The sequence below is a fragment of the Streptomyces sp. SP18CS02 genome (assembly GCF_036322365.1).
GTDB lineage: Bacteria > Actinomycetota > Actinomycetes > Streptomycetales > Streptomycetaceae > Streptomyces.
The window spans coordinates 294,746-319,455 of record NZ_JAQYXC010000294.1 but is presented as its reverse complement, the minus strand read 5'-3'; the positions used below and the strand labels follow the sequence as shown (position 1 = coordinate 319,455).

The following is a 24,710-nucleotide window of genomic DNA, read 5'->3' as shown; positions in this document are numbered from 1 at the left end:
CGATGCCGTCGGCCGCCACCCCGGGACTGCCCCGCGGGATGGCGGCCGGTGGAGGGCGCGGTGACCGACGGGCGTGCGTCGCGGCCCTCCGGGCCCCGGCGCCACGCCACGGCGGCGACCCCGCGGTTCACGCCACCACGGCGACCTGCCGCGCGGTCTCCGGCTCCGCCGGAGCGGCCTCGACGGGCGTCCTGCGAGCGCTCTTGAGCAGGACGACGAGAGCGGTGCTCACCAGCGTGCCGGCGAGGATCGCCACCAGGTAAAGGAACGGGTTGCCGATCAGCGGGACCACGAAGATGCCTCCGTGCGGGGCGCGCAGCGTGCACTCGAAGGCCATCGACAGAGCGCCGGTCACCGCACCGCCCGCCATCGCCGAGGGGATGACCCGCAGTGGATCGGCGGCGGCGAAGGGGATCGCGCCCTCGGTGATGAACGAGGCGCCGAGCACCCAGGCGGCCTTGCCGTTCTCCCGCTCGGTCCTGCTGAACAGCCTGCCGCGCACGGTCGTCGCCAGCGCCATCGCGAGCGGCGGCACCATTCCGGCGGCCATGACGGCGGCCATGACCTTGAGGGACCCCTCGTTGGGGCTGGCGAGGCCGCCGACCGCGAAGGCGTACGCCACCTTGTTGAGCGGGCCGCCCAGGTCGAAGCACATCATCAGGCCGAGGATCGCGCCGAGCAGGATCGCGTTCGCGCCTGTCAGGCCGGACAGCCAGTCGGTGAGTGCCTTCTGGAGCGAGGCGATGGGCTTGCCGATCACCAGGAACATCAGGAACCCGACGATCGCCGACGAGATCAGCGGGATGACCACGACCGGCATGATCCCGCGCAGTGGCGCGGGCACCTTGACCCGCTGGATCGCCAGCACCACCGCGCCCGCGATCAGACCGGCGGCGAGGCCGCCCAGGAAGCCGGCGTCGATGGTGAGCGCGACGGCGCCGCCGACGAAGCCGGGAACGAGTCCGGGCCGGTCGGCCATGCCGTACGAGATGTAGCCGGCCAGGACCGGTACGAGGAAGCCGAACGCGAGCCCGCCGATCTGGAAGAGCAGCGCGGCCCAGCTGGTCTGGTCGGTCCAGATGAACTGCTCGGCGACGGAGGGCACCTTGTCGATGGTGTAACCGCCGATGGCGAACCCGAGGGCGATGAGCAGACCACCGGCCGCGACGAACGGGACCATGTAACTGACGCCCGACATCAGCCACTTGCGCAGCTTGGTGCCGTAGCCCTCACCCTGGTCCCCGGCCCGGTCGACGGGCGTGCCGGGACCGGCGGGCTCGGTGGTCTCACCGCGTTCGGCCTTGCCGCGCACCTCGGCGATCAGCTCGGCAGGGCGGTTGATCCCGGCCTTCACCCCGACATCCACGGTGGGCTTTCCAGCGAATCGTTCCTTCTCCCGGACGGGTACGTCATGGGCGAAGATCACGCCGTCGGCGGCCGCGATGACGGCGGGGTCGAGCCGGGTGAACCCGGCGGACCCCTGCGTCTCGACCGCCACCTGGGCCCCGGCGGCCGTACCGGCCTTCTCCAGGGACTCGGCGGCCATATAGGTGTGGGCGATCCCGGTGGGGCAGGAGGTGACGGCGACGATCCGGAACGCGGGTCGCTCGCCCTCGCCGCTCGCGACAGGGTGCTCGGGGCCGCCGGACGACGGGACGGCACCCGCGGAACCCGCGGAGTCAGCCGAACCCGCAGAACCCGCAGAACCGGCGGAACCCGCAGAACCGGCCGAACCCGCAGGACCCGCAGGACCCGCAGGACCCGCAGGACCCGCAGGACCCGCAGGACCCGCAGGACCCGCAGGACGATCGGCACCCGCAGGACGATCGGCACCCGCGGTACCGGAGCTCTCAGTGGCCTCCGTGCCTCCTGCGGCGCCCGTGCTCCGAGTGCCGGATGCGCCGGAGGCGGCCCCAGCGGCAGGTGCCGCCTCCGGCGCGGACGGCGGCAACGTCGACGTCGACGACTCGGGCGCGGTCGCCTCCGGTGCCTGTGCGGGCAGGGTGTCGCCGCGGATCAGGGAGGCCGCTTCCGGTGCGGACGTCAGGGACCGCAGCGCCGATGTGAAGTCGTCGTTCATCAGGCGGCGGGCGAGCGAGGAGAGGATCGTCAGATGGGCGTCGTCCGCGCCCGCCGGAGCCGCGATGAGGAAGATCAGGTCCGCCGGCCCGTCGGGCGCGCCGAAGTCGATGCCCCGGGCCGCGCGCCCGAAGGCGAGGGTGGGCTCGGTGACATGCGCGCTACGGCAGTGCGGGATGCCGATGCCGCCGTCCAGGCCCGTCGGCATCTGGGCCTCGCGGGCCGCCACGTCGGCCAGGAAGCCGTCCAGGTCGGTCACCCGCCGCAGCGCGACCATGCGCTCGGCGAGCGAACGGGCCGCCTCTTCCTTGTTGTCGGCGGCCAGGTCGAGATCGACCAGGTCCGCGGTGATCATGTCGCTCATCGCGGGCTCCCTTACTCGCTCAGTGCTCGGTCGAGGGGTACGTCGGCGGTCACCGTGACCGCCGACGGGTTCAGGTCGGCGGGCGTCGGCATCTCGCTGCCCGGCAGCTGGACGGCCGCCGCGCCGTGCGCGACCGCGGCCGCCAGCGCGCCGGGCCCTTCACCGCCCGCCGCGAGGAAGCCGGCCAGGGAGGCGTCACCCGCACCGACGTTGCTGCGTACGGCGGCGACGGCCGCGTAGCCGTGGAGGACACCCGCCTTGGAGACGAGCAGCTGGCCGTCCGCGCCGAGACTGGCCAGTACGGCGCCGGCGCCCGCGGCGCGCAGCTCCTCGGCCGCCTTGACCGCGTCGCCCACCGTGGCGAGGGGGCGGCCGACGGCCTCGGCGAGCTCCTCGACGTTCGGCTTGACCACGTCGGGCCGGGCGGACAGCGCGGCCAGCAGTGAGGGGCCCGAGGTGTCCAGGGCGATCCGGGAACCGTGGCCGTGGGCTCGGGCGACCAGCTCGGCGTACCACTCGGGCGCCAGTCCGCGCGGCAGGCTGCCGCAGCAGGCGACCCAGTCGGCGGTGGGCGCGTGCACGCCGACGGAGCGCAGGATGGCCTCCGCCTCGTCGGCCGTCAGCTCGGGGCCGGGCGCGTTGATCTTCGTCAGGGTGCCGTCCGGCTCGGCGACGGCGATGTTGGAGCGGGTGTGCCCGGCGACCCGTACCGGGGCGACCTCGATGCCCTGCCCGGCGAGCAGCTCCGCGACGAGCGCGCCGGGCGCGCCGCCCAGGGGCACCACCGCGACGGTGCGATGCCCGGCGGCGGCCACGGCCCGGGAGACGTTGACCCCCTTGCCGCCGGGGTCCGTCCGCTCTCCCGTGGCGCGCAGCACCTCGCCGCGCTCCAGGGCCGGGACCTCGTACGTCCGGTCCAGGGAGGGGTTGGGGGTGACGGTGAGGATCATGCGCGTACGACCTCCGTACCGGCGGCCTCGATGGCCTCGGCGGCCTCCTGACTGAGTCCGGTGTCCGTGATGAGCAGATCCACGTCGGCCAGGTCGCCGAACCGGGCGAACTGCTCCGTGCCGAACTTGCCGGAGTCGGCCAGCAGCACCACGCGCCGCGCGGCGGAGATGAGGGCCTGTTTGACGGCCGCCTCCGCGAGGTCCGGGGTGGTCAGCCCGTGCTGGGCGGAGAAGCCGTTGGCCCCCAGGAAGACGACGTCGGCCCGGATCTGCCCGTAGGCGCGCAGGGCCCAGGCGTCGACGGCGGCGCGCGTACGGTGCCGGACCCGGCCGCCCACCAGGTGCAGGGCGATGCCCGGGTGGTCGGCGAGCCTGAAGGCGACCGGCAGGGCGTGGGTGACGACGGTGAGGTCGCAGGCCGGCGGCAGTCCGGCGGCGAGCCGGGCGACGGTGGAGCCGGCGTCGAGGATGACGCTGCCCCGCTCGGGAAGCTCGGCGAGGGCGGCCCGTGCGATGCGGTCCTTCTCGTCGGCGGCGGTGCTCTCGCGCTCGGCGAGGTCGGGCTCGAAGTCGAGGCGCCCGGCGGGGATGGCCCCGCCGTGCACCCGGCGGACGAGTCCGGCGCGGTCGAGCGCCTTGAGGTCGCGCCGAACCGTCTCGGCGGTGACCTGGAACTCCTCGGCGAGGGAGAGCACTTCGACCCGGCCGCCCTCACGGGCGAGGCGCAGGATCTCCTGCTGGCGCTCCGGTGCGTACATGTGGTTTTACATCCGTTCCATGCCCGAACCTGTTGTTTCACTTGCAGGCTACGACCCGTTCTCGGGGAAGTAAACAGGTTCGGGCATGGAAAACGCGCGAAACGGGCACCCTGCGGCATCGGGCCGGGGCCGCCCGGGCAAGCGGAGGGCCCGGCCCCCGGGGTTCACACCCCCCGGGGGCCGGGCCCTCTCACTCCTGCGCGGCCCTTCCGCACGCCGCCCCCACACCACCCGAACACGCCCGGGCCCGCCCGGACCGCGCCGCCCGGACCGCGCCGCGCCCCGCCGTCAGAGACAGGGCGCAGCGGCAGTCAGCGGCAGGAGCGGCGGCAGGGCGTCAGCGGCTGAGGACGGCGTCCCGGTCCGCGTCCGCCTTCCGGAGCGGCACGTCCTGGCCGTCACCCTCGGCCTCCAGCGCCGCGCCCTCCATGTTGTGCTTCGGACGCGCCGGCAGCGCGAACATCACCGCGAAGATCACCGCCAGCACCCCCACGACCCACCACAGGGAGTTCTGGAACGCGTCCGCGAACGCCGTGCCGACAGCGCCCGGCGCCGGCCGCTCCTCGTCGATGGTGCCGAAGAAGACCACGGACACGAGTCCGAGACCGAGCGCCGTGCCCATCTGCCCGGTGGTGTTGATCAGCCCGGACGCCGACCCTGCGTGCTCCCGCGGCACCTCCGACAGCACGGCGTCGGTGAGCGGGGCGACTATCAGGCCCATTCCCGCACCCATGACGATCAGCGGGAGGCTCATCTGCCACGAGGTGATCGCCGTGCCGTACCGATCGACCTCCCAGATGTAGAGCAGCAGACCCACGGCCTTCGTCAACGCACCCGCCTGGAGCACCTTCCGCCCGAAGCGGGGCACCAGCTTCTGCACGGACAGGCCCGCCGCCACGGAGACGGCGATCGAGAACGGCACACCGGTGAGTCCGGCCCGCAGCGCGGACCAGCCCAGCCCGACCTGCATATAGAGCGTCCAGACCAGGAAGAAGATGCCCAGCACGACGCCGAAGGTCAGCTGTACGGCGATACCGGCCGCGAAGCTCTTCACCCTGAACAGCGACAGCTCGACGAGCGGCGAACCGTCCTTGCGCGTCTTGTACTTCTCGTACGCCACGAACACGGCGAACACGACCGGGCTGCCCGCCATGCACAGGTGCCCCCACAGCGGCCAGTCCAGCTCACGGCCGCGCGTGAGCGGGTAGATCAGCATCAGCAGGCCGAGCGTGACCAGCGCGACGCCGACCAGGTCGAGGCGGAGCGCCTTTTCGGCGCGGGACTCGGTGATGAACTTCCGGCCCAGGATCAGGCCGGCGATACCGACCGGGAGGTTGATCAGGAAGATCGGCCGCCATTCCAGGCCGAACAGGTTCCACTGGGTGAGCAGCGCGCCCAGCAGCGGGCCGGAGACGGCCCCCAGGCCCACGATCGCGCCGAACATCCCGAAGACCTTGCCGCGCTCATGGGCCGGGAAGGTGACGTGGACGATCGCCAGCACCTGCGGCACCATCATCGCGGCCATACCGCCCTGGAGCAGGCGGGACGCGACCAGCATCTCCGGATCGGCGGCGAAGCCGCAGAGCGCGGAGGCGACGGTGAAGCCCGCCATGCCGATCAGGAAGAGCCGCTTGCGGCCGTAGATGTCACCGAGCCGCCCGCCCGTGACGAGCCCGGCCGCGAAGGCGAGCGCGTACCCGGCGGTGATCCACTGGATGGCGCCGAAGGAGGCGGACAGGTCCTGCTCGATGCTCGGGATCGCTATGTTGACGATCGTCACATCGACGAGGTCCATGAACGCGGCGGTCATCACGATGGCGAGCGCGAGCCACCGGCGCCGGTCCGAGGCGACCGGGTCCGGGCCTGCCGGGCCCGGGGCGACCGGGCTCCCGGAGGCGGAGGACACGGCGGGGCCGGCGGAGGGAACCAGGGAATCCGGAGCCGGGGAGGCGGAGGCCGGGGACGCCCCGGAAGCCTTGGGGTCGGAAACGCCCGAGGAGGGCGCGGGGCCGTTCGAGGAGGTCATGACGGAAAACTAATCCGGATATAGGTCGGATGACGTCCTAGTTCACACGCATCCTGAAGGTATGACGGACACACCGGCACGGCTTCTGCATCTGTTGTCGCTCCTTCAGACCCCTCGCGAGTGGCCGGGCAGCGAGCTGGCCGCACGACTCGACGTCAGCCCGCGGACCATCCGCCGCTACATCGACCGGCTGCGTGACCTCGGCTATCCCGTCGAGGCGACGAAGGGGGTGATCGGCGGATACCGGCTGGTGGCCGGCGCGGCGATGCCCCCACTGCTCCTCGACGACGAAGAGGCCGTGGCGATCGCCGTCGGGCTGCGCGCGGGGGCCGGACACGCCATCGAGGGCGTCGAGGAGGCTTCCGTACGCGCCCTGGCCAAACTGGAGCAGGTTCTGCCGTCCCGGCTGAGGCACCGGGTCTCCTCGCTGCAGAACGCCACGATCCCGCTGGCGCGCGGGGACGGCGCGCTCGTCGCCCCGCAGACGCTGACGTCCCTCGCGGCCGCCGTGACCGGCCACGAGCGGCTCCGCTTCGGGTACCGGGCCGGCGACGGCACCGAGACCAGGAGGCAGGTGGAGCCGTACCGCCTGGTGTCGACCGGTCACCGGTGGTACCTCGTGGCGTACGACCTCGGGCGGGAGGACTGGCGCACGTTCCGCGTCGACCGGGTCAGCGACCCCTTCGCCACGGGCGCCCGCTTCACGCCCCGGGAGCTGCCGACCGGGGACGCGGCGCAGCTGCTCGCACGCACGGTGTCCCGGCAGCAGCCGGAGCACGACGTGGACGTGACGTTCTCGGCACCCGCGCAGTTCGTGGCGGCCCGGCTGCCGGGCCATCTGGCGCCCACGGCGGCGGGCGACGACACCTGTCGGCTGCGGGTCCGTTCGGCGGACTCGCTGGAGTGGCTGGCACTGCGACTGGCGCTGGTGGACTGCGAGTTCACGGTGCACGGGCCCCCGGCGCTGGTGTCCTGCGTGGGAGAGCTCGGCGCACGCCTGACGCGCTCGGCGCACGCCTGACCCGCTCGCCGGGATGAGGCGGCGCATCCCAGGACCGGGGCTCCGGGGCGAGGGCGGCCGGTCGTGCTCCCGCCCGACGGCGGAATCCGCCCGCGCGGGACAGACCCGCGGGGCAGACCCGTGGGACATAACCATGGGGCAGAAGCGACCCGGGGCGCGGTGGGCGCGCCCCGGGCGGCGGGTGACGCGGGTCGGGCGGACAGGGCGGGTCAGGCGGACGGGGCGGGTCAGGCGGCGGCGTCGAAGCCCGTGTCGTGGGCCATGCGCTTGAGCTCCAGAAGGGCGTGCTTCTCGATCTGACGGATGCGCTCGCGGGTCAGACCGTGCTCCTTGCCCACCTCCGTCAGGGTCCGCTCCCTGCCGTCCTCGATGCCGTACCGCATACGGATGATCGAGGCCGTGCGATTGTCGAGCTTGCCGATCAGGTCGCCCAGCTCCTCGCTGCGCAGCAGGGTCATCACCGACTGCTCGGGCGAGACCGCGGAGGTGTCCTCCAGCAGGTCGCCGAACTGCGTCTCACCGGCGTCGTCCACGGACATGTTCAGCGAGACGGGGTCGCGCGCCCAGTCGAGCACGTCCGTGACCCGCTCCGGGGTCGAGCCGAGCTCGGTGGCGACCTCGGCGGCCTCCGGCTCCCGGCCGTTCTCACGGTTGAACTCGCGCTGCACACGGCGGATGCGGCCCAGCTCCTCCACCAGGTGGACGGGGAGCCGGATCGTGCGCGACTGGTCGGCGATCGACCGGGTGATGGCCTGGCGGATCCACCACGTCGCATACGTCGAGAACTTGAAGCCCTTGGCGTAGTCGAACTTCTCGACCGCGCGCACCAGGCCCGCGTTGCCTTCCTGGATCAGGTCGAGCAGGGGCAGCCCGCTGCGCGGGTAGCGGCGGGCGACCGCCACCACGAGCCGCAGGTTGGAGCGGATGAAGACGTCCTTGGCGCGCTCGCCCTCGGCGGCCAGGCGTGCGAGCTCCTCGCGGGACGCACCACCCGCGTCGGACTCGACCTCGCCGTCCAGGATCTGCTGGGCGTACACGCCCGCCTCGATGGTCTGGGACAGCTCGACCTCCTTGGCGGCGTCGAGCAGGGGTGTGCGTGCGATCTCGTCGAGGTACATGCCGACCAGGTCGCGGTCGGCGATCTCCCCGCCCACGGCGCGAACGCTGCTTGCCCGATCTGCCCCACTGGCGGAGGACTGACGACGGGCGACGGCACGGGTTGCCATGCGAGCTCCCTTACTGAGTAGGTCGCGACACCCTTCCGGGTGCCCTGCATCCGACGGAAACAACGACTGGAATCCGGACAGAATTCCCCCGCCACTCATTGATTTTGGCGATCATGCAGTACCCTGTCCGGCTACCCCAGGAGGCCGAATGTCACACGGATACACAGAGGTGCAGGTCAGAGCGGGCGTCGAGGCCGATCTCGCGGCCCTCACCGAGCTCTACAACCACTACATCCGTGAGACCGCCATCACATTCGACACGTCGCCCCTCACCGTTGAGGATCGGCGGCCCTGGCTGCGCTCCCACTCCGAAGACGGCCCCCACCGCCTTCTGGTTGCTCAGGATGTCCGGAATGCCGGGACGATACTCGGGTACGCGACGACCAGCCCGTTCCGGCCGAAGGCCGCGTACTCGACCTCCGTGGAGGCGAGCGTCTACCTGTCCCCGGACGCCGGCGGACGGGGCGTCGGGACGCTGTTGTACAAGCACCTCTTCGAAGCGCTCGCGGACGAGGACGTGCACCGCGCCTACGCCGGGATCACGGTGCCCAACGAGGCGTCGATCCGCCTCCACACCCGCTTCGGCTTCCGTCCGGTCGGGCAGTTCGGTGAGGTGGGGCGGAAGTTCGGCCGGTACTGGGACGTCGCCTGGTACGAGAAGCGGCTGGGCCTCGACGGGGACACGTAGGAGCGCGGCGGCCTCCCGGGCAGGACACGCCCCCCGCCGGGAGCGGCGGGCCGGGCACCCCGGCGACCGCCCCGGCGCGCCACCGACGACCACACCCGGGCGACCGCTCCCGACGACCGCCGTCGGCGCTCCGGGCGACCGCTCCCCGGGGACGTGCAACCCGCCCCCGCCTCAGCCGAATTGGACCGAGCGCTTCGCCATCCCCATCCAGAACCCGTCGATGACGCTCCGCCCGTCACCGAGGTCGCCCGCGGCGTCGGCCGCGCCCAGCGTGACGAACAGCGGCGCGAAGTGCTCCGTACGCGGATGCGCGAGCTTCCCCGCCGGGGACCTGTGCTCGAAGTCCAGCAGCGCGTCCACATCTCCGGCCGCCAGTGCCCGCCGTCCCCAGTCGTCGAACTCGGACGACCACGCGGGGATGCCGGCATGACGCAGGGCGGCCAGGTTGTGGGTGAAGAAACCGCTGCCCACGATCAGTACGCCCTCGTCGCGCAGGGGCGCGAGCCTGCGGCCGATCTCCATCAGCCGGCGTGGGTCGAGCGTCGGGAGCGAGATCTGCAGGACGGGGATGTCGGCGTCCGGGTACATCTCGACCAGCGGGACGTACGCCCCGTGGTCCAGCCCCCGGTCCGGGATGTCCTGCACGGGCATCCCGGGCGCACGCAGCAGCCCGCGGACCGACGCGGCGAGCCGGGGGGCACCCGGAGCGGCGTACCGGACCCCGTAGTAGCGCTCGGGGAAGCCCCAGAAGTCGTGGACGAGGGGGACGGGCTCGGTGGCGCCGAGGGCGAGCGGCGCCTCTTCCCAGTGGGCGGAGACCATCAGGATCGCGGCCGGCCGGGGCAGACCGGCGGACCAGGCGGCCAGCTCGGCCGGCCAGACGGGGTCGTCGGCGAGCGGCGGGGCGCCGTGGGAGAGGTAGAGGGCGGGCATCCGCTCCTTGAGGTCGGTCATGGACGTCTCCCGGTGGTGTGCACAGCCGTACGGCCGCGAGCAGCTGCTTGAACCTTCAAGCTTCTTGCCCGCCCACCGTACCGCCCATCTAGTTCAACTTTCAAGAAGCCTTAGAGTGGGATACATGAACACGGCATCGAACGGCGGGACGGACGAACCGCGCTGGCTCAGCGACGAGGAGCAGCGCGTCTGGCGCGCGTATCTCCACGCCACCACGCTGCTGGAGGACCATCTGGACCGGCAGCTCCAGCGCGACGCCGGGATGCCGCACATCTACTACGGACTGCTCGTCCAGCTCTCCCAGGCGCCCCGCCGCCGCATGCGGATGACGGAGCTCGCCAAGGACGCCAAGATCACGCGGTCCCGGCTCTCGCACGCCATAGCCCGGCTGGAGAAGAACGGCTGGGTACGCCGTGAGGACTGTCCGTCCGACAAGCGCGGGCAGAACGCGTATCTGACGGACGAGGGCTACGACGTGCTCAGGCGGAGTGCTCCGGGCCACGTCACGGCCGTACGCCAGGCCATCTTCGACCGGCTCTCCGCCGAGCAGGTGGAGCAGCTCGGGGAGATCATGCGGGTGATGTCCGAGGGGCTCCAGCCCCAGGACCCCAAAGCAGATCTCCCCTGGCTCCGCTGAGCGGCCCGAGCCCCGCCCCGCCCCCTCGCCCCCTCTCGATCCCCTCGCCCCCGGCGGCGCCGTCGGCACCGGCGCCCCCGCCGCCGGCACCGTCCTGCGGACGGACGCCGGTACTCTCCGGGCACTCCCTAGACGGTGAGCAGCACGCCCGCGACGGAGGCCGCCGCGATCAGGATCCAGGCGGTGAGGCCGAGGGCGGCCACCCGTACCCCGGTCCGGGAGAGCGTCGGCAGGTGCACCGCGCTGCCGAGGCCGAACAGGGCCGCGGCGAGCAGGAGTTCCTGTGCCGTCCCGGCGGCGGTCAGGACGGGTGCGGGCAGCAGTCCGGTGGAGCGCACCGCCACCATGACCAGGAACCCTGCGACGAAGAGCGGCACCAGCGGGGGCCTGCTTCCGTTCGCCGAAGCCCCGCCCCGGCGGCGGGCCGTCAGGACCAGCACCGCGACCAGCGGAGCCAGCAGCGCCACCCGCACCAGTTTGACCAGGACCGCCTCGCCGAGCGCGCCGGAGCCCGCGGTCTGGGCGGCCGCCACCACCTGGCCCACGTCGTGGACGCTCGCGCCCACCCATCGCCCGAACTCCACGTCCGTCAGCCCCAGCGGGCCGTGCAGCAGCGGCAGTACGGCCATGGCGAGGGTGCCGCACAGGGTCACCAGCGCCACCGAGGCGGCGGCATCGTCGTCGTCGCTGTCCCGCACGGCGCCCACCGCCCCGATGGCGGACGCGCCGCAGATGGCGTAGCCGGCGGCGATGAGCAGGGGCTGGTCGCCCGGCAGCCCGAGCCGGCGCCCCAGCCACCAGGTACCGCCGAGGGTGGCGGCGACGACGCCGACGACCATGACGACCGACTGCCAGCCGAGGCCGAGGACGTCCGACAGGCTCAGCTTGAGGCCGAGGAGGACGACACCGACGCGCATCAGCCGTTTGGCGGCCAGGGTGAGGCCCGGGCGGCAGCGGCCGCGCACCCGGGCGCGCAGCCACGGCGTGTGCGCGGCGGCGATGCCCAGGACGACGGCGGCGGTCAGCATGGGCACGGCCGGAAGCAGCAGATGCGCCAGCCATGCCGCGCCGGCCCCGGCGGCCCCCAGCGCAAGCCCGGGTGCCGGCCCGCGCCGGACGGCGGACGGAAGGGTCCGGGCCGCGGACGCAGAGGTCCGGGCGGTGGACGGAGGGGTCCGGACGGCGGTGGGTGAGGCGGCGGCCCGCGGGGTTCCGTTCCCCGCGCGTGAGCCCGTGAGGGCCATCAGCAGTCGGCCGGCGCGCTGTACACGCGCCGGATGCTGGTGCCGAGCCGGGAGATGTCGGCCCCGTAGACGTGCAGGGACAGCGCTGTGCCGGTGCCGCCGTTGCGTACGAGATGGATGTCGCCGGGTGGGGCGAAGGCGCTGACCGCGCCCACCGGGTTCACCACGTCCTCCGTGGCGACCAGCCGGGCGGACCCGCCGTACGGGACGAGCCGGTACCGGCGCTCGTGCTCCTCGCCCTGATGGACGCCGGTCACGCACCAGGAGACGTGGTCGTGGATGGGAGTGACCTGGCCGGGCAGCCAGACCAGGGCCACGACGGAGAAGCTGCCGTCGCTCTCGGCGTGCAGGACGTGCTGGCGGTAGTGGTCGGGGTCGCCCTCGCACTGCGCGTCGGTGAGCAGGTCGGGGGCGCACAGGTGTGGTGCCAGGTTCTTCGCGACGAGCCGGGCGGTCGGGCCGGGAGCGAGCCCCCGGCCGACGGTCTCGCGTATCTCCGCGACGAGGTCGCGCAGGCGGGTGGTGGTCGGGGCTGCGGACGCGGTCGGAGTGGTCATGCGGGCAGCGTCCGGCCGCCGGGTCCTCCGCGTCCAAGGAGGGTTGTTTGCCCAACCCCCAACACACGCTTATGCGTGCGGTCGCCCGGTCAGGTTCGGCTCAGCAGCCCGTCCGCCGCTCGGCCGCCGCGACGAGCTCCTCCAGCATCAGGGCCGTGGCGGGGATCCGGAGGTGATCCTGGAGCACGTACGCGTACACCTGACGCCGGGTGTGGGGCTCCACGATGCGTCCGGTGACCTTCTTGTGGCAGAGGAACGACAGGACCAGCGACGGAACCATCGCGATGCCGACGCCCGCCGCCACGAGGCTCTGCATCATGAGGTTGTCGTCCGTGGTGCACGCGATGTCGGGGGTGAACCCCTCCTCGGCGCAGGCGTGCAGGAAGTTCGCGCGGCAACGCGCGCAGCCGGCGATCCACCGCTCGTTCGCCAGATCCCCCAGGTGCACGGCACGGCGTCTGGCCAGCCGGTGCCCGGTGGGCAGCAGCACCGTCACGGGGTCCTCCAGCAGCCGGATCTCCTCAAGTCCGTCCGGGACCTCGACCCGCAGTCCGGGATAGCTGAAGGCCAGCGTGATGTCGCACTCGCCGCGCGCGACCAGCCGCAGCGACTCGGGCGGCTCGCACTCCACCAGCTCCACCCTGATGCCGGGGTGCTCGGCGGCCATCCGGGCCATCGCCTCGGGGAGGATCGTCGCCCCGGCGCTGGGGAAGGCGCATACGCGCACCCGGCCCGACCGCAGCCGCGCTATGGCGTCGATCTGCTGCTGCGCGGCCGCGAGGCTGTCGAGGATCGTCACGGTGTGCCTGGTCAGGGTCTCCCCCGCCTCGGTCAGGCGCAGCCCGCGCCCGACCCGGCTGAACAGGGGCGTGCCGACGTCCCGTTCCAGGGCCTTCATCTGCTGGCTGACGGCCGGCTGGGTGTATCCCAGGGAACGGGCCGCCGCCGAGTAGGAACCGGTCCTGACCACTTCGTGGAAGGTCTTTATGTACCGGGAATCGAACACGCCAGAAGCATAAGGAGAAATTGGGGTGCGGAAAGGTCCTGTTGTCGGCCCCATTTTGAGCCACGCCCAAGGCATCCGGCCATGGGCCGCGTCCGGATGCCGTACCGCTCGGATGCCGTACCGCCCGCCGGACCAACGATCCGCCACACGCCCAACCTTGGCGCTGCACCCACCGCGCCCACCGCACCACCCTTGGCGCCGCGTCCCCCTTCGCACCGCGCCCGGTTGCGCGCGAGTCCCCGCCGGGTTCCGGAGGAAGCCCGACGGGGACGGTTCGGTGGCGGCGGGCCCGGGGGGACCCGGGGCCGCCGGAACCGGGGGGACCCGGCGGGACCCCCGGACGACGCCTCAGTGCGCGATGACGGGGATCTTGATCTCGTCCGCGATGTCGCCGTCGCTGCTCGCGCGGCCTTCCGCGGCGGGAGTCGTGGCCCCGGGGCGCCCGGTGTTGATGAACGTGACCGCGATGGCGGCGGCCGCCGCGAGGATGCCGACGGCCCACCAGATGGCGGCCGCGTACCCCTCGACCATGCCCTGGAGCTGGAGGAGCTTCTGCGCCTGCGGGGTCGTCGCCGCGGCCGCGTGGTCGGTGACGTACGCGGTGGTGGCCGAGGCCGCGATGGTGTTGAGCAGCGCCGTACCGATGGCCCCGCCCACCTGCTGCGAGGTGTTCACCATCGCGGAGGCCACTCCGGAGTCGCGTGCCTCGACGCCGTGCGTCGACAGGGACATGGCCGGCATGAAGGCCGTACCCATGCCCAGGCCGAGCAGCAGCTGCGCGGGCAGGATCAGACCGGCGTACGACGTGTCGATCTCCAGCTGCGTCAGCAGCAGCATGCCGACGGCGGCCGTGAGGAAACCGGGGCCCATGAGCAGCCGCGGCGGGACCCGGGTCATCAGCCGGGCACCGATCTGGGTGGAGCCCGTGATCATGCCCGCGATCATCGGCAGGAACGCGAAGCCCGTCTTGACCGGGGAGTACCCCTTCACGACCTGGAGGTAGTACGTCAGGAAGAGGAAGAGCCCGAACATCGCGATGATGGCGAGGCCCAGGGAGAGGTAGACGCCACCGCGGTTGCGCTCGGTCATCACACGCAGCGGCAGCAGCGGCGACGTGACCCGCGCCTCGACGGCGACGAACGCGGCGAGCAGGACGACGGAGCCGATGAACAGGCCGACGGTGCCGGCGTCCGACCAGCCCTGGGACTCGGCGCGGGTGAAGCCGTATACGAGGGCGACCAGGCCGAGGGTCGACAGGACGACGCCGGGGATGTCCAGCGGGGAGCGGTTGCGGCCGCCCGCGGGCTCGCGGATCACGAAGTACGCGCCGGCCGCGGCGACGACGGCGAAGGGGATGTTGACGTAGAACGTCCAGCGCCAGTCGAGGTACTCGGTGAGGAAACCGCCGAGGATCAGGCCCACGGCGCCGCCGCCACCGGCGATCGCACCGTAGATGCCGAACGCCTTGGCCCGCTCACGGGCGTCGGTGAACATCACCGCGAGCAGGGACAGCGCCGCCGGGGCGAGCAGCGCGCCGAAGGCACCCTGGAGGGCCCGGGAGCCGAGGAGCATGGCCTCGCCGGTGGCCGCGCCACCGAGGGCGGAAGCGGCGGCGAAGCCGAGCAGGCCGACGACGAAGGTGCGCTTACGGCCCCACAGGTCGGCGATGCGGCCGCCGAAGAGGAGGAGACCGCCGAAGGCGAGTGCGTACGCGGTGATGACCCACTGCCGGTTGGCGTCCGAGATCCCCAGATCCTGCTGGGCGGAGGGCAGCGCGATGTTCACGATCGTCGCGTCGAGCACGACCATCAGCTGGGCCAGGGCTATGAAGACGAGGGCTTTCCAGCGGCTGGGGTCCGGAAGGGAGGCATCGGCCGGAGAGAGCGCCGGGGAGGGCGTTTTTGACATGGGGGTAGCCACCTAGTGGTACGTAAGCGAAAAAGCGGATGTAAAGACGTGCGGAAGTACGGACGGACTGGCGGGCGGGCCCGCGGACGTATCGACGAGGGGAAGGAAGAGGAAGGAAGCAGAGGAAGAAGAGGGCGCAGAGGGCGGAGACAGGGCGGGGCGGCCGGCCGGCTCAGCCGGCCTGGTTCCGGGCAGCGCGGAGCGGACCACCCGGCCTTCGGGGTCGTCCGTGACGGGTGGGCGTGCGAGGTGAGCGGCCCACGAGGCTTACGGTGCCCACGCCCCGGGACCTGTCGGACTCAGGACTTCACGAGCGGCGGTCCCGGAGGTCTCCCAGGGTCGCGGCCGATCCCGGCAGCGCGGAGCGCCCGGGGGCCTCCATGCCGTCGAGGAAGAGCGTGAGGTGACGGTGGACGAAGCGGTCGTTGTCCAGACAGCCGGTACCGGGCAGGGGCCTGGTCAGCTGGGACACGGCGACCATCAGGTCTCCGACGGCGACGTCGGCGCGGAGACGACCTGCCTTCTGCGCCCGGTCGACGAGGCCCTGGACGGCCTCCTCCAGCCGGGTGCGCTCGGCGAGCAGTGCGGGGTGGTCGATGTCGACGTCGCCGGAGAGCATCGGGCACAGGGCCCCGATCCGCTCGTCGGCGGCGGCGTGGGTGAAGCGACGCAGCGCCTCGAAGGTGTCGGCCTCCTCGGCGGCTGCCTCCTCGGCCCGCTGGGTGGTGCGGGACATGACGGAGAGGACGACCGCGTGCACGAGCGCGGTGCGGTCCGGGAAGTGCCGGTAGAGCGTGGCGTTGCCGACCGAGGCCCGGCGGGCGATCTCGTCGAACGGCACCTCGGGGCCGGACTCGACGAACATCTCGCGGGCCGCCGTGACGATCCGCTCCCGGTTGCGCAACGCGTCGGCCCGAGGCCGGGCGACACGACGCGCGCTGGTCTCGGCAGGGCTGCTCACGGGCTCCACGACCTTTCTCGGAGGGCTCTTGGACGCCAACCGGGGAGGTCTTCCCCGGTTGCTCGCTGACACGGGTGCAAACGGGGAAGCCATCCCCACTTATTTCCCGCCAGGGATGTGACCCGCATCACTCTCCGGAGCCCGCCCCGCTCGCCTCCCCCGTACGAGCCGCACGAGCCGCACGAGCCCCCGCCCCCAGGCCCCCGGGCCGGCGACGCTCCCCCGCCGCTTCCCGATCGGCGCCCCTGCCCACGCCCCTCCCATGCCTCCCGGCCCCACCCCTCCCGCTCCTGACGGAGAAACCCACGATCGGGCCACCCGGCGCGCGAGCACGCACCGCCCGTCACAGGCTGATCGGACGGAGCGCAGCACGGATCCGGCCGGCTGCCGCCGACCGAAGGCGTTCGCATGCAGCAGATCCGTGGGCGGATACGCAGACCGGTCGCGCTCGGCGCCGTCGCGGCACTCGGCCTCGCCGCCCTGGTCACGGCGAGCTCCGCCCTCCCGGACCGGACCCGCGCCTCGGCCGGCCCGATCGCGGCCGAGGCCGCCGACGAGCTGGGCCTCACCCCGTGCCGCATCGCGACCACCATGGGCGTGCAGATGTCCGAGGGCCTGCCCACCTCCCCCGGCTACTCCCGCTCCACCGGTGAGGTCCGCGCCCTCAACCTGATGGTCGACTTCTCCGACGCGCCGGGAGAGGGCCTGGCGATGAGCCGGTACGCCGAGTTCTTCCCCCAGACCGCGGACTGGTTCCGCACCAGCTCGTACGGGCGGCTCACCTACCGCGCCGAGGCCCCGCTGCCGGACTGGCTGCGGATGCCGATGCCGTTCGCCTCGTACGGGATAGAACGCGGCGCGCCGTACGAGCCGGGCTACCGGGGGCTCGTCGAGGACATCGTGACGGCGGCCGACCCGAAGGTGGACTTCAGCGCGTACGACCTGATCAACGTGCTCGTCACGCCCAACGCGGGTCCGTCGGCGCTGGACACCGTGCTGTCGGTGACGTTCTCCGGCAACACGGAGGCGCCGCACGCGGACGGGGTGCCGCTCGCCAACACGTCGTTCGTCTACAGCCGCCAGGACGACGGCTCCGGTTCGTACCACGAGACGGGCTACCGGGTCCTGCCCCACGAGAACGGCCATGTCTTCGGGCTGCCCGACCTGTACACCACGGAGGGCGGCGGCTCCGTCGGGCACTGGGACATCATGTCCGAGGACTGGGGCGCCAACAACGACATGCTCGGCTGGCACAAGTGGAAGCTCGGCTGGCTCGACAACGACCAGGTCCGCTGCGCCTCGGCGTCCGGCAGCCGCGACTACACGCTGACGCCCCTGGCCGAGAAGGGCGGGCCGAAGCTGGCCTTCGTGCCCCTGACGGCGGAGAGCGGGTACGCGGTGGAGGTGCGCACCCGGGACGGCAACGACGAGGCGGTGTGCGAGCCGGGGGTCCTGATCTACCGCGTGGCGTCGGACGTGAACACGGGGCAGGGGCCCGTCACCGTCGCGGACAGCGACGAGGACAGCGGCGGCTGCACCCGGCGGCCCAATGTGCACGCGGAGCTCTCGGACGCGCCGTACCGGCCGGGCGAGTCCTTCGAGGACACCGAGAGCGGCATCACCATCACCGTGCTGACCGAGGAGCCGTCCGGCGCCTACCGGGTGCGCGTCACCCGCGCCTGAACGTCGGCCCGCAGGTCCCGCTTCAGCACCTTGCCCGTGGCGTTGCGCGGCAACGGGCCGTCCTGGACCAGGACATGGGCCGGCACCTTGAACGCCGCGAGCCCCCTTCCGGCATGCGCCCGCAGTTCCCCGGCGTCCGCCGTGGCGCCGTCGCGCAGCCGGACCACGGCGGCGACCTCCTCGCCCAGTACGGGATGGGGCACACCGAGGACGGCCGCCTCCAGCACGTCGGGGTGCTCGAACAGGGCCGCCTCGACCTCCACGCAGTAGACGTTCTCGCCGCCCCGGATGACCATGTCCTTCAGCCGGTCGACGACGCTGATCCGCCCGTCGCGCACGGTGGCGAGGTCGCCGGTCCTGAACCAGCCGTCGGGGGTGAAGGCCGCCTCGGTGGCCGCCGGGTCCTCCCAGTAGCCGCGCACCAGGGACTGCCCGCGCAGCCAGAGCTCGCCGACCTCGCCCTCGGGGAGGGCCCGGCCGTCCGGCCCGGCGATCCGGGTCTCGGTGACGGGGGTGGGGCGGCCGACGCTGCCGGGGAAGCGCCGGTAGGCGGCGCCGAAGTTGGCCAGTACGCCGCCACCGGTCTCGGTGAGGCCGTAGCCGTTGCGGGGCTCGATGCCCTCCCCGTACCGCGCCGCGAGGCGGCCGACGAGCTCCGGCGGCGCGGCGGCCCCGCCCGTGTTGAGGTGGGTGAGCGTGCCCAGGCCCCGGTCGGCGGCGGCGTCCAGCAGTTGCAGTGCGGTGGTGGGGACGCCCGCGTAGTGGGTCACGCCGTGCTCATGAATGAGGTCCAGCGCCTTCCCGGCGTCCCACTTGCGCATGAGGACGAGCGTTCCGCCGACCGCCATCACCGAGTAGAACGAGGTGAAGGCGGCGACATGGAAGAACGGGAACGTCGTCAGGGACACCGGGGCCGGGCCCTGCCCGGGGATCAGCCCGGCGTCCAGGGCGGCCACTGCGGCGTGGAAGCGGGGGTTCATCGCGGCCCCGGCCTGCGCGAGATGCGTGGCGACGGCGCCCTTGGGGCGGCCGGTGGTGCCGGAGGTGTAGATGATGGTGGCGTCGTCCTCGGGCCGGACCTCGACATCGGGCGGCCCGAGCGCGGGATCGGCGGCGGGCAGGTCCTCGTACCGCTCGAACCCTTCCTCGGCCGCCCCGGGTTCACCGTGGAAGACCACCCCCGGCACTCCGGCCGCACGGGCCCACCCGCGCACGCGCGCCACCCGCTCGCCGTCGACGAGCAGCACGCCCGGCCGGCTGTCGTCGAGGGCGTACGTGAACTCGTCCTCGGTCCACCAGGCGTTGAGCGGCACGGCGACGAGCCCGGCAAGTTGGGCCGCCCAGAAGGCGATCTGCCACTCGGGGTGATTGCGCATCGCGACGACGGCCCGGTCCCCCGGCCGCAGCCCGTACACCTCGACGAACCGCCGCGCGAGCGCGCTGGCCGCAGCGAAGAACTCCCCGTACGTCCAGCGGCGCCCCTCGGCGACGAGGAACACGCGCTCCCCGTGGGCCCAGGTGGCCTCGACGAACTCCCGCAGGGTGCGCGGCCCGCCGGCGTACACGACGCTCCCGTCCCCGCCGTCCATGACGGCGAACGGAGCCCCCGGCGCGGTCAGCGCGGCGATCGGATCGGTGTGCGGCACGAGACCCTCTTCCTAAGCGCTTGCTCAGTCCCTCGGCCGACGCTATGCCTCACGCGCCGAGCCGTCAAGATTCATGTATCAGCCATCCATCACACCCTCCCCGCTGCACCCGCGACACCCGCGCCGCCCCGCATGCCCCGACCCACCGGATGCGCAGCGCACACATCCGCTACCCTGTCCTGGGCTGCCCAGCACGACGGCCCACGCCTCCGTAGCTCAGGGGATAGAGCACCGCTCTCCTAAAGCGGGTGTCGCAGGTTCGAATCCTGCCGGGGGCACCAGGCAAAACGGCCCGGACCCATCATGGTCCGGGCCTTTTTGACGGCATCATTTGACGGCAGTCGCCTCTCAGGCCGTGTCCTGGCGGAGGGTGCCAGATCATGCTTGGCTGTGGGCGGGCGCGGCGGCGCGTGGCTGTTCGCTGCTGGGCATACAGGTCGGCGTACCGCTTGGAGCTATGACCTGACGGCAGCCCGAGCACTATCGCATGAGCCAACCAGGCCCTTCCCCCGCATGCGTGCGTCAGCGAATCACGCGGCCCTGAATCCCACATTCCTCCACTTGCCTCACCTTCAGCAACACTCTGCACCCAATGAGAACTGTGCGGTGATTTCGATCATAAGGTGCCGATGTGAGGCGGCTCTAGATATGCGCAGCCGCCAGCCGGAGAAGGCGGGAGAAAGTTGATGGCCAACGACTATCCAGTTTCAAATGTGGTGCAACTGGCGGGCCCTGGAGTCCCTGGGATGGAAGGAGACGCCCCCCTCTTCCATTACGACGTTCCCCCCGAGGACCTGGCCGCGCTGGTTGCAGATCCCGTCAAGTACCTGGAGCAGCGCGGGATGGGGCGCGAACAAGGCATCGCCCCAGACGGAAAAATGGACATCATTTTCACCTCTCCGACTCACGCGTGGGACGGTTCCCAGTGGGTTGAGGCGGAAGGCGGGCCCGAACCGAGGCACCAGTGCTGCTACACCACTGACAGTAAGTCTGTCTGCGTGGCTCATGAGCACTAGATGAGCAGAGCGCAGCAGCCCGCCCGGTTCAACCCGGGCGGGCTGCTGCTAGGTTACTGGGAGAGTCAGAATCGGGCGGAGTCCAAAACCGCAATAACGGCCGCTGAATTGCCGTCGTTAGGCGGCCGGTCGGCGGCGCCTGAGCAGGCGGTCCATGTGGCTGATCGCCTCCCGCTGGGTGTCGTGTACGACGTGCGTGTACACGTCCATCGTGATGCTGATCTGGCTGTGGCCGAGGATCTCCATGATGACCCGGGGAGCGACGCCGGCGGCGGTCAGCAAGGTGGCGCACCCGTGCCGCACCCGTGCCGGGCATCGTGCAGCCGGACCACACGAAGTCCGGCGTCGGCCGCGACGCGGGTGAACGCTAGGTAGACGTTCCGCGGCTCCACCGTCCGGCCGTTCCTGGTGGCGAAGACTGGGCCGTCCTCGGAGCAGGCGACGCCGACCGCCGCGAACATCTCGCGCTGCTTAAAAGCACCACCTCCTGTTGCTCCCCTGAATCGATTGCCCTGCACATGATCAACGGTGTCCTTGAATGCTTTGTCGGCTCCAGACAGTTTTGCTGAATGAATGCACACGTACCGTCGCTGAGATCGAGCACGACGTCGTCGACGTGAAGATCTGCTTCCATGCGCAGCGTCGTCGGTACAGAGGGGGACTCCAGCCAGGGCACCGGCTCTCCGAGCAGCCCGTATGTGACGAGCAACGCCGCAATGCCGGCCCGGTGGGTGGCACCTGCCTCATTCTTCGCGCCGCCCAGTGCGCCCCGTCTCGCCGACTGCATTAGCAGCTCCATGGCCCCCCGGTGCTCTCGCTTGTGATGCTATGTGAAGGGACTGCCCTCCACCCTCCCGCCCGGGGGCACAAGGCCATGAGCGCCACGACTCGGATGCTTGGAGACCTCGGGCAGGCGGCCACTCCACGTGTGAGCGGACGAGGCAGCACCAGGCGTCACGCGCAGGATCAGGCGCCGAGCCGCGCGGCGCTGATCAGGCAGAACAGCACCGCACGGCATGGTCTGGAACCGCCTGGCACGGATTCGATCCCACTCACAGTGCGAAGGACGACGGCTTTGGCGCCTTCATCCTGGCCGAGATGGGGGTCCGCATCTCCGACTCGGGCGACACGGCCGCGCGCGTGAAGCTGATCGACAACGCCATCGGCAACGCTCCGTCGGCCATCGCGCCTGCGGCGACCTCGTACCTCTATCTCCACCAGGCCGAAGCCCTGTCCCGAGACACCCAGCATGAGGCGGCCGGCAAGTCCCTCAACCGAGCGTACGACCTGTGGGGCACCCACCGCGAAGGCGACCGCCCCGACTGGCTCGGCTGGTACGGCGGGGCCCAGCTGAAGTCGACCGAGGGCAAGATCATGCTGCGTTCCGGCTTCCCCGAGCGAGCCACCAGCGCCCTCGCGGTCGCGGTGGATCAGGCACTCCCGCGCGACCGGGCGGTGCGTTCCGGTCTCCTCGTGACGGCACGGCTGGCCGCTCGGGAGCTGGACGGCGCTCTGGACGCTGCCAACGTCGGCCTGGAGCTGCTGGAGAACCGCGTCCAGTCCGACCGGGCGTACGTCCGGCTGACGAAGTTCAGCAACTACCTCGAACCTCACTCTCCACGGTGCCGGCCGTGGGCGAATTTCGCGACCGCCTCCGGGCTCTGCCTGATGCGGTCTGACAGCACCGAAGACTGCATGCCCTCGCCTCAGTCCAGCCGCTGACTGGACTGAGGCGCCTGGCGAGGCGATCACGTTTCCGGCGCTCCGCTGCTACTGCTGGCGCCTCCGGGAGCCGGTCGGCTTGATGCTGGTGAGCGGGTGGGTCCCCTGCGGGAGAGTGGGAACCACGGGCACAGCAGGTTGGGGGTGAAACATCGCGTCGATCGAGTCGAGATCGGCCTCGGAGAACGTCACGGTGATGCCCTTCCTTGAATGCGGAAGTCGCTTGATGTTCTCCCGAAGCCACCGTTCCTTGACTCGAAGGATCTCCGCCGCCTCGGGGTACGTGTAGCGCCGCCTCGGCCCATTCCCCGATCCGATCATTTCTGGTTCATTTCCCACTTGAATGATGGTTCTCCAGGCGGCACAGGCGCGCGGGCGAAAGGCAGCCGGTCACCCTTTAGTGGGAGGAGCTGATCTTTGCTGTCCGCGCCGAATCGCCGGACCTGCACGGTCCCCATCGGCCCCTACAGACCCGACGCCCTCGTGATCCGACGAACACAGGTTGTCGGATCTGTTATTACCTAACTACACCCTGTGGATAGAGGTCGGGCTTGAGGAGGGCCGGGCGGTACTGTCCTTGCGTGGCAACTATCGCGCTGTTCAGCACCGACGACCTCTCCCTTCCCGAGTCTCTGCAGGAGGCCGTGGAGCACGGTGAGGTATTCACGCGCGCCTGGGTGGTCGAGCTCATCCTGGACCTTCTCGGCTATACGGCAGATAGGGACCTCTGCGATTTGAGGCTCGTGGAGCCGGCCTGCGGCGGTGGCGCGTTCCTGACCGTGATCGCGTCTCGGATCAGTGCGTCATGCCATGCGCATCAGCGCCCCATCATCGATGCGATCGACGCCGTTCGCGCCTTCGACCTGCTGGGCTGCAACGTGGAGCAAAGCCAGGCTCTGGTCACGGCAGCGCTGCAAGAAGAGGGCTGGGCGGCGGAGGACGCAAGGAAGATCGCCACCGCGTGGGTGAAGCAGGGCGACTACCTTCTCCAGTCGGACGCCGAGCATCGCGCCGACTACGTCGTGGGTAACCCTCCGTACATCCGGCTCGAAGACGTTCCCGACGACCGGATGGCCGCCTACCGGTCTGCCTGCTCCACGATGGGTGGCCGAGCCGACATCTACATCGGCTTCTACGAGGTGGCCTTGCGGAGCCTCAACCGAGGCGGCCAGCTGGGCTTCATCTGCGCCGACCGCTGGATGCGGAACCAGTACGGCCGACGGCTGAGGCAGCTGGTGACCAAGCACTTCAGCATGGACCTCGCCCTCGTGATGCACGATGTCGACGCCTTCGACGAGCAGGTTTCGGCCTATCCCGCGATCACGCTCATCTCGAACAAGCCCCAAGGTGCGGCGGTGGCCGCAGACACGAACCGGTCCTTCGGAGCGAAAGAGGCGCGGATCTTTGCCGACTGGTACCTGGAGGGCGAGCCGTCGACGGTCGTCACGGCTTCCCATCAAGCTGCTCGCATGCCTCATTGGTTCCCGGAGGAGGATTCGTGGCCGGCCGCTTCACCGGCCAGGCTCGCCGTCCTTGAAGACCTCACCGAGCGGTTCCGGCTCCTTGAGGACGCCGAGACGGGAACGAAGGTTGGGATCGGCATCGCGACCGGCGCAGACAAGATCTTTCTCACCAAGGAGAAGGACCTGGTCGAAGAGGAACGATTGCTCCCCATGGCCATGGTCCGCGACACCACCAGCGGCACGATCGACTGGGACGGTATGTACCTGGTCAATCCCTGGACGGCCAGCGGCGACCTGGTCGACCTCGACGCCTATCCGCGCCTCGCCTCCTACTTCGAGAAGCACGGCGAGGCCCTGCGCAAGCGATACGTCGCGGTCAAGCAGCCTCAGCGCTGGTACAAGACCATCGACAAGGTCGACCACCAGCTCACCCGTCGCCAGAAGCTGCTGTTTCCGGACATGAAGCTGCGGATCCACCCTGTCCTTGATCAAGGCGGCCTGTACCCTCACCACAACCTGTACTTCATCGTCTCGGACGTCTGGGACATGCGCGTACTCGGTGGCCTGCTGCTGTCCAAGGTCGCGGAAGCGTTCGTGGAGGCATACGCGGTCAAGATGCGCGGGGGAACCCTCCGCTTCCAAGCCCAGTACCTCCGGAAGATCCGCGTTCCAGACCCGGCGACGATCAGCGAAAGCGACCAGGCCGCTCTCGCCGAAGCCTTCAACAAGCGGGATGTGGAGGCCGCCACCGAGGCCGCTTTGCGTGTCTACGGGCTCGCCGAGCTGCCTGACTAGGAGGAA

Annotated in this window: 19 protein-coding genes, 1 tRNA gene and 1 pseudogene; 7 read left to right on the top strand and 14 right to left on the bottom strand. The window is 71.2% G+C overall.

The window, feature by feature from the left end; all coding sequences use genetic code 11:
* Positions 1-127 precede the first annotated feature (127 nt).
* From PUR26_RS25770 to PUR26_RS25755, 4 genes are all read right to left on the bottom strand, one after another.
* Positions 128-2,443 carry a PTS fructose transporter subunit IIABC gene (locus PUR26_RS25770; RefSeq protein WP_329875515.1) on the bottom strand — a complete coding sequence of 772 codons (2,316 nt, stop codon included), beginning with the start codon at positions 2,441-2,443 and terminating at the stop codon, positions 128-130.
* An 11-nt stretch (positions 2,444-2,454) separates the two neighbouring features.
* The gene (gene pfkB / locus PUR26_RS25765; protein ID WP_329875513.1) at positions 2,455-3,393 is read right to left on the bottom strand and encodes a 1-phosphofructokinase; all 939 of its coding nucleotides are present in this window, start codon (positions 3,391-3,393) and stop codon (positions 2,455-2,457) included.
* On the bottom strand, positions 3,390-4,151 hold the full coding sequence (locus PUR26_RS25760; protein ID WP_329875511.1) for a DeoR/GlpR family DNA-binding transcription regulator: 762 nt from the start codon (positions 4,149-4,151) through the stop codon (positions 3,390-3,392). Before PUR26_RS25760 ends, pfkB begins: the two co-directional genes overlap by 4 nt.
* 337 nt (positions 4,152-4,488) lie before the next feature.
* Entirely contained in the window at positions 4,489-5,961 is a 1,473-nt protein-coding gene (locus PUR26_RS25755) for an MFS transporter (protein WP_329875880.1), read from the bottom strand.
* Between the two features lie 277 nt (positions 5,962-6,238).
* Here PUR26_RS25755 and PUR26_RS25750 point away from each other — a divergent pair, with 277 nt between their 5' ends.
* Entirely contained in the window at positions 6,239-7,198 is a 960-nt protein-coding gene (locus PUR26_RS25750) for a helix-turn-helix transcriptional regulator (protein WP_329875509.1), read from the top strand.
* Positions 7,199-7,425: 227 nt separating this feature from the next.
* Here PUR26_RS25750 and PUR26_RS25745 read toward each other — a convergent pair whose 3' ends face one another.
* Positions 7,426-8,424 (bottom strand): sigma-70 family RNA polymerase sigma factor, encoded by a 999-nt coding sequence (locus PUR26_RS25745; RefSeq protein WP_329875507.1) that lies wholly within the window; start codon positions 8,422-8,424, stop codon positions 7,426-7,428.
* Between the two features lie 148 nt (positions 8,425-8,572).
* Between PUR26_RS25745 and PUR26_RS25740 the strand changes: the two genes are divergently transcribed.
* Positions 8,573-9,112, top strand: a complete 540-nt coding sequence (locus tag PUR26_RS25740) for a GNAT family N-acetyltransferase (RefSeq protein ID WP_329875505.1) — start codon at positions 8,573-8,575, stop codon at positions 9,110-9,112.
* A gap of 171 nt (positions 9,113-9,283) precedes the next feature.
* Here the strand turns inward: PUR26_RS25740 and PUR26_RS25735 are convergent, their stop codons facing one another.
* On the bottom strand, positions 9,284-10,045 hold the full coding sequence (locus PUR26_RS25735; protein WP_329875878.1) for a dioxygenase family protein: 762 nt from the start codon (positions 10,043-10,045) through the stop codon (positions 9,284-9,286).
* Positions 10,046-10,190: 145 nt separating this feature from the next.
* Between PUR26_RS25735 and PUR26_RS25730 the strand changes: the two genes are divergently transcribed.
* Entirely contained in the window at positions 10,191-10,703 is a 513-nt protein-coding gene (locus tag PUR26_RS25730) for a MarR family winged helix-turn-helix transcriptional regulator (RefSeq protein ID WP_329875503.1), read from the top strand.
* Positions 10,704-10,831: 128 nt separating this feature from the next.
* Here PUR26_RS25730 and PUR26_RS25725 read toward each other — a convergent pair whose 3' ends face one another.
* The 5 genes from PUR26_RS25725 to PUR26_RS25705 all read right to left on the bottom strand — a co-directional run bounded on the left by PUR26_RS25725 (position 10,832) and on the right by PUR26_RS25705 (position 16,379).
* Positions 10,832-11,947 (bottom strand): YeiH family protein, encoded by a 1,116-nt coding sequence (locus tag PUR26_RS25725; protein WP_443077163.1) that lies wholly within the window; start codon positions 11,945-11,947, stop codon positions 10,832-10,834.
* Positions 11,947-12,504 carry a cysteine dioxygenase family protein gene (locus tag PUR26_RS25720; protein WP_329875501.1) on the bottom strand — a complete coding sequence of 186 codons (558 nt, stop codon included), beginning with the start codon at positions 12,502-12,504 and terminating at the stop codon, positions 11,947-11,949. Before PUR26_RS25720 ends, PUR26_RS25725 begins: the two co-directional genes overlap by 1 nt.
* A gap of 100 nt (positions 12,505-12,604) precedes the next feature.
* Complete coding sequence (locus PUR26_RS25715) at positions 12,605-13,510, bottom strand: LysR family transcriptional regulator (RefSeq protein ID WP_329875499.1); 906 nt, start codon at positions 13,508-13,510, stop codon at positions 12,605-12,607.
* A gap of 348 nt (positions 13,511-13,858) precedes the next feature.
* Positions 13,859-15,418: an MFS transporter gene (locus PUR26_RS25710; RefSeq protein WP_329875497.1), complete on the bottom strand. Its 1,560-nt coding sequence runs from the start codon at positions 15,416-15,418 to the stop codon at positions 13,859-13,861.
* Between the two features lie 307 nt (positions 15,419-15,725).
* Complete coding sequence (locus PUR26_RS25705) at positions 15,726-16,379, bottom strand: TetR/AcrR family transcriptional regulator (RefSeq protein ID WP_329875495.1); 654 nt, start codon at positions 16,377-16,379, stop codon at positions 15,726-15,728.
* 408 nt (positions 16,380-16,787) lie between these two features.
* On the opposite strand from PUR26_RS25705, the gene PUR26_RS25700 reads away from it, so the two are divergent.
* Positions 16,788-18,062 (top strand): M6 family metalloprotease domain-containing protein, encoded by a 1,275-nt coding sequence (locus PUR26_RS25700; protein WP_329875493.1) that lies wholly within the window; start codon positions 16,788-16,790, stop codon positions 18,060-18,062.
* Here PUR26_RS25700 and PUR26_RS25695 read toward each other — a convergent pair.
* A complete protein-coding gene (locus PUR26_RS25695) occupies positions 18,035-19,651 on the bottom strand; it encodes a class I adenylate-forming enzyme family protein (protein ID WP_329875874.1) in 1,617 nt (538 codons plus the stop codon). The genes PUR26_RS25700 and PUR26_RS25695 overlap by 28 nt on opposite strands.
* Positions 19,652-19,913: 262 nt before the next feature.
* Here PUR26_RS25695 and PUR26_RS25690 point away from each other — a divergent pair.
* Positions 19,914-19,989, top strand: a tRNA-Arg gene (locus PUR26_RS25690).
* 852 nt (positions 19,990-20,841) lie between these two features.
* Here PUR26_RS25690 and PUR26_RS25685 read toward each other — a convergent pair.
* Positions 20,842-21,155, bottom strand: a pseudogene (locus tag PUR26_RS25685) (tyrosine-type recombinase/integrase); the annotation flags it as partial.
* 667 nt (positions 21,156-21,822) lie between these two features.
* Here PUR26_RS25685 and PUR26_RS25680 point away from each other — a divergent pair.
* The gene (locus tag PUR26_RS25680; protein ID WP_329875491.1) at positions 21,823-22,446 is read left to right on the top strand and encodes a hypothetical protein; all 624 of its coding nucleotides are present in this window, start codon (positions 21,823-21,825) and stop codon (positions 22,444-22,446) included.
* Positions 22,447-22,494: 48 nt separating this feature from the next.
* Here the strand turns inward: PUR26_RS25680 and PUR26_RS25675 are convergent, their stop codons facing one another.
* Positions 22,495-22,638, bottom strand: a complete 144-nt coding sequence (locus PUR26_RS25675; protein WP_329875489.1) for a hypothetical protein — start codon at positions 22,636-22,638, stop codon at positions 22,495-22,497.
* A gap of 389 nt (positions 22,639-23,027) precedes the next feature.
* Here PUR26_RS25675 and PUR26_RS25670 point away from each other — a divergent pair, with 389 nt between their 5' ends.
* The gene (locus PUR26_RS25670; RefSeq protein WP_329875487.1) at positions 23,028-24,704 is read left to right on the top strand and encodes an Eco57I restriction-modification methylase domain-containing protein; all 1,677 of its coding nucleotides are present in this window, start codon (positions 23,028-23,030) and stop codon (positions 24,702-24,704) included.
* Positions 24,705-24,710: the final 6 nt, after the last annotated feature.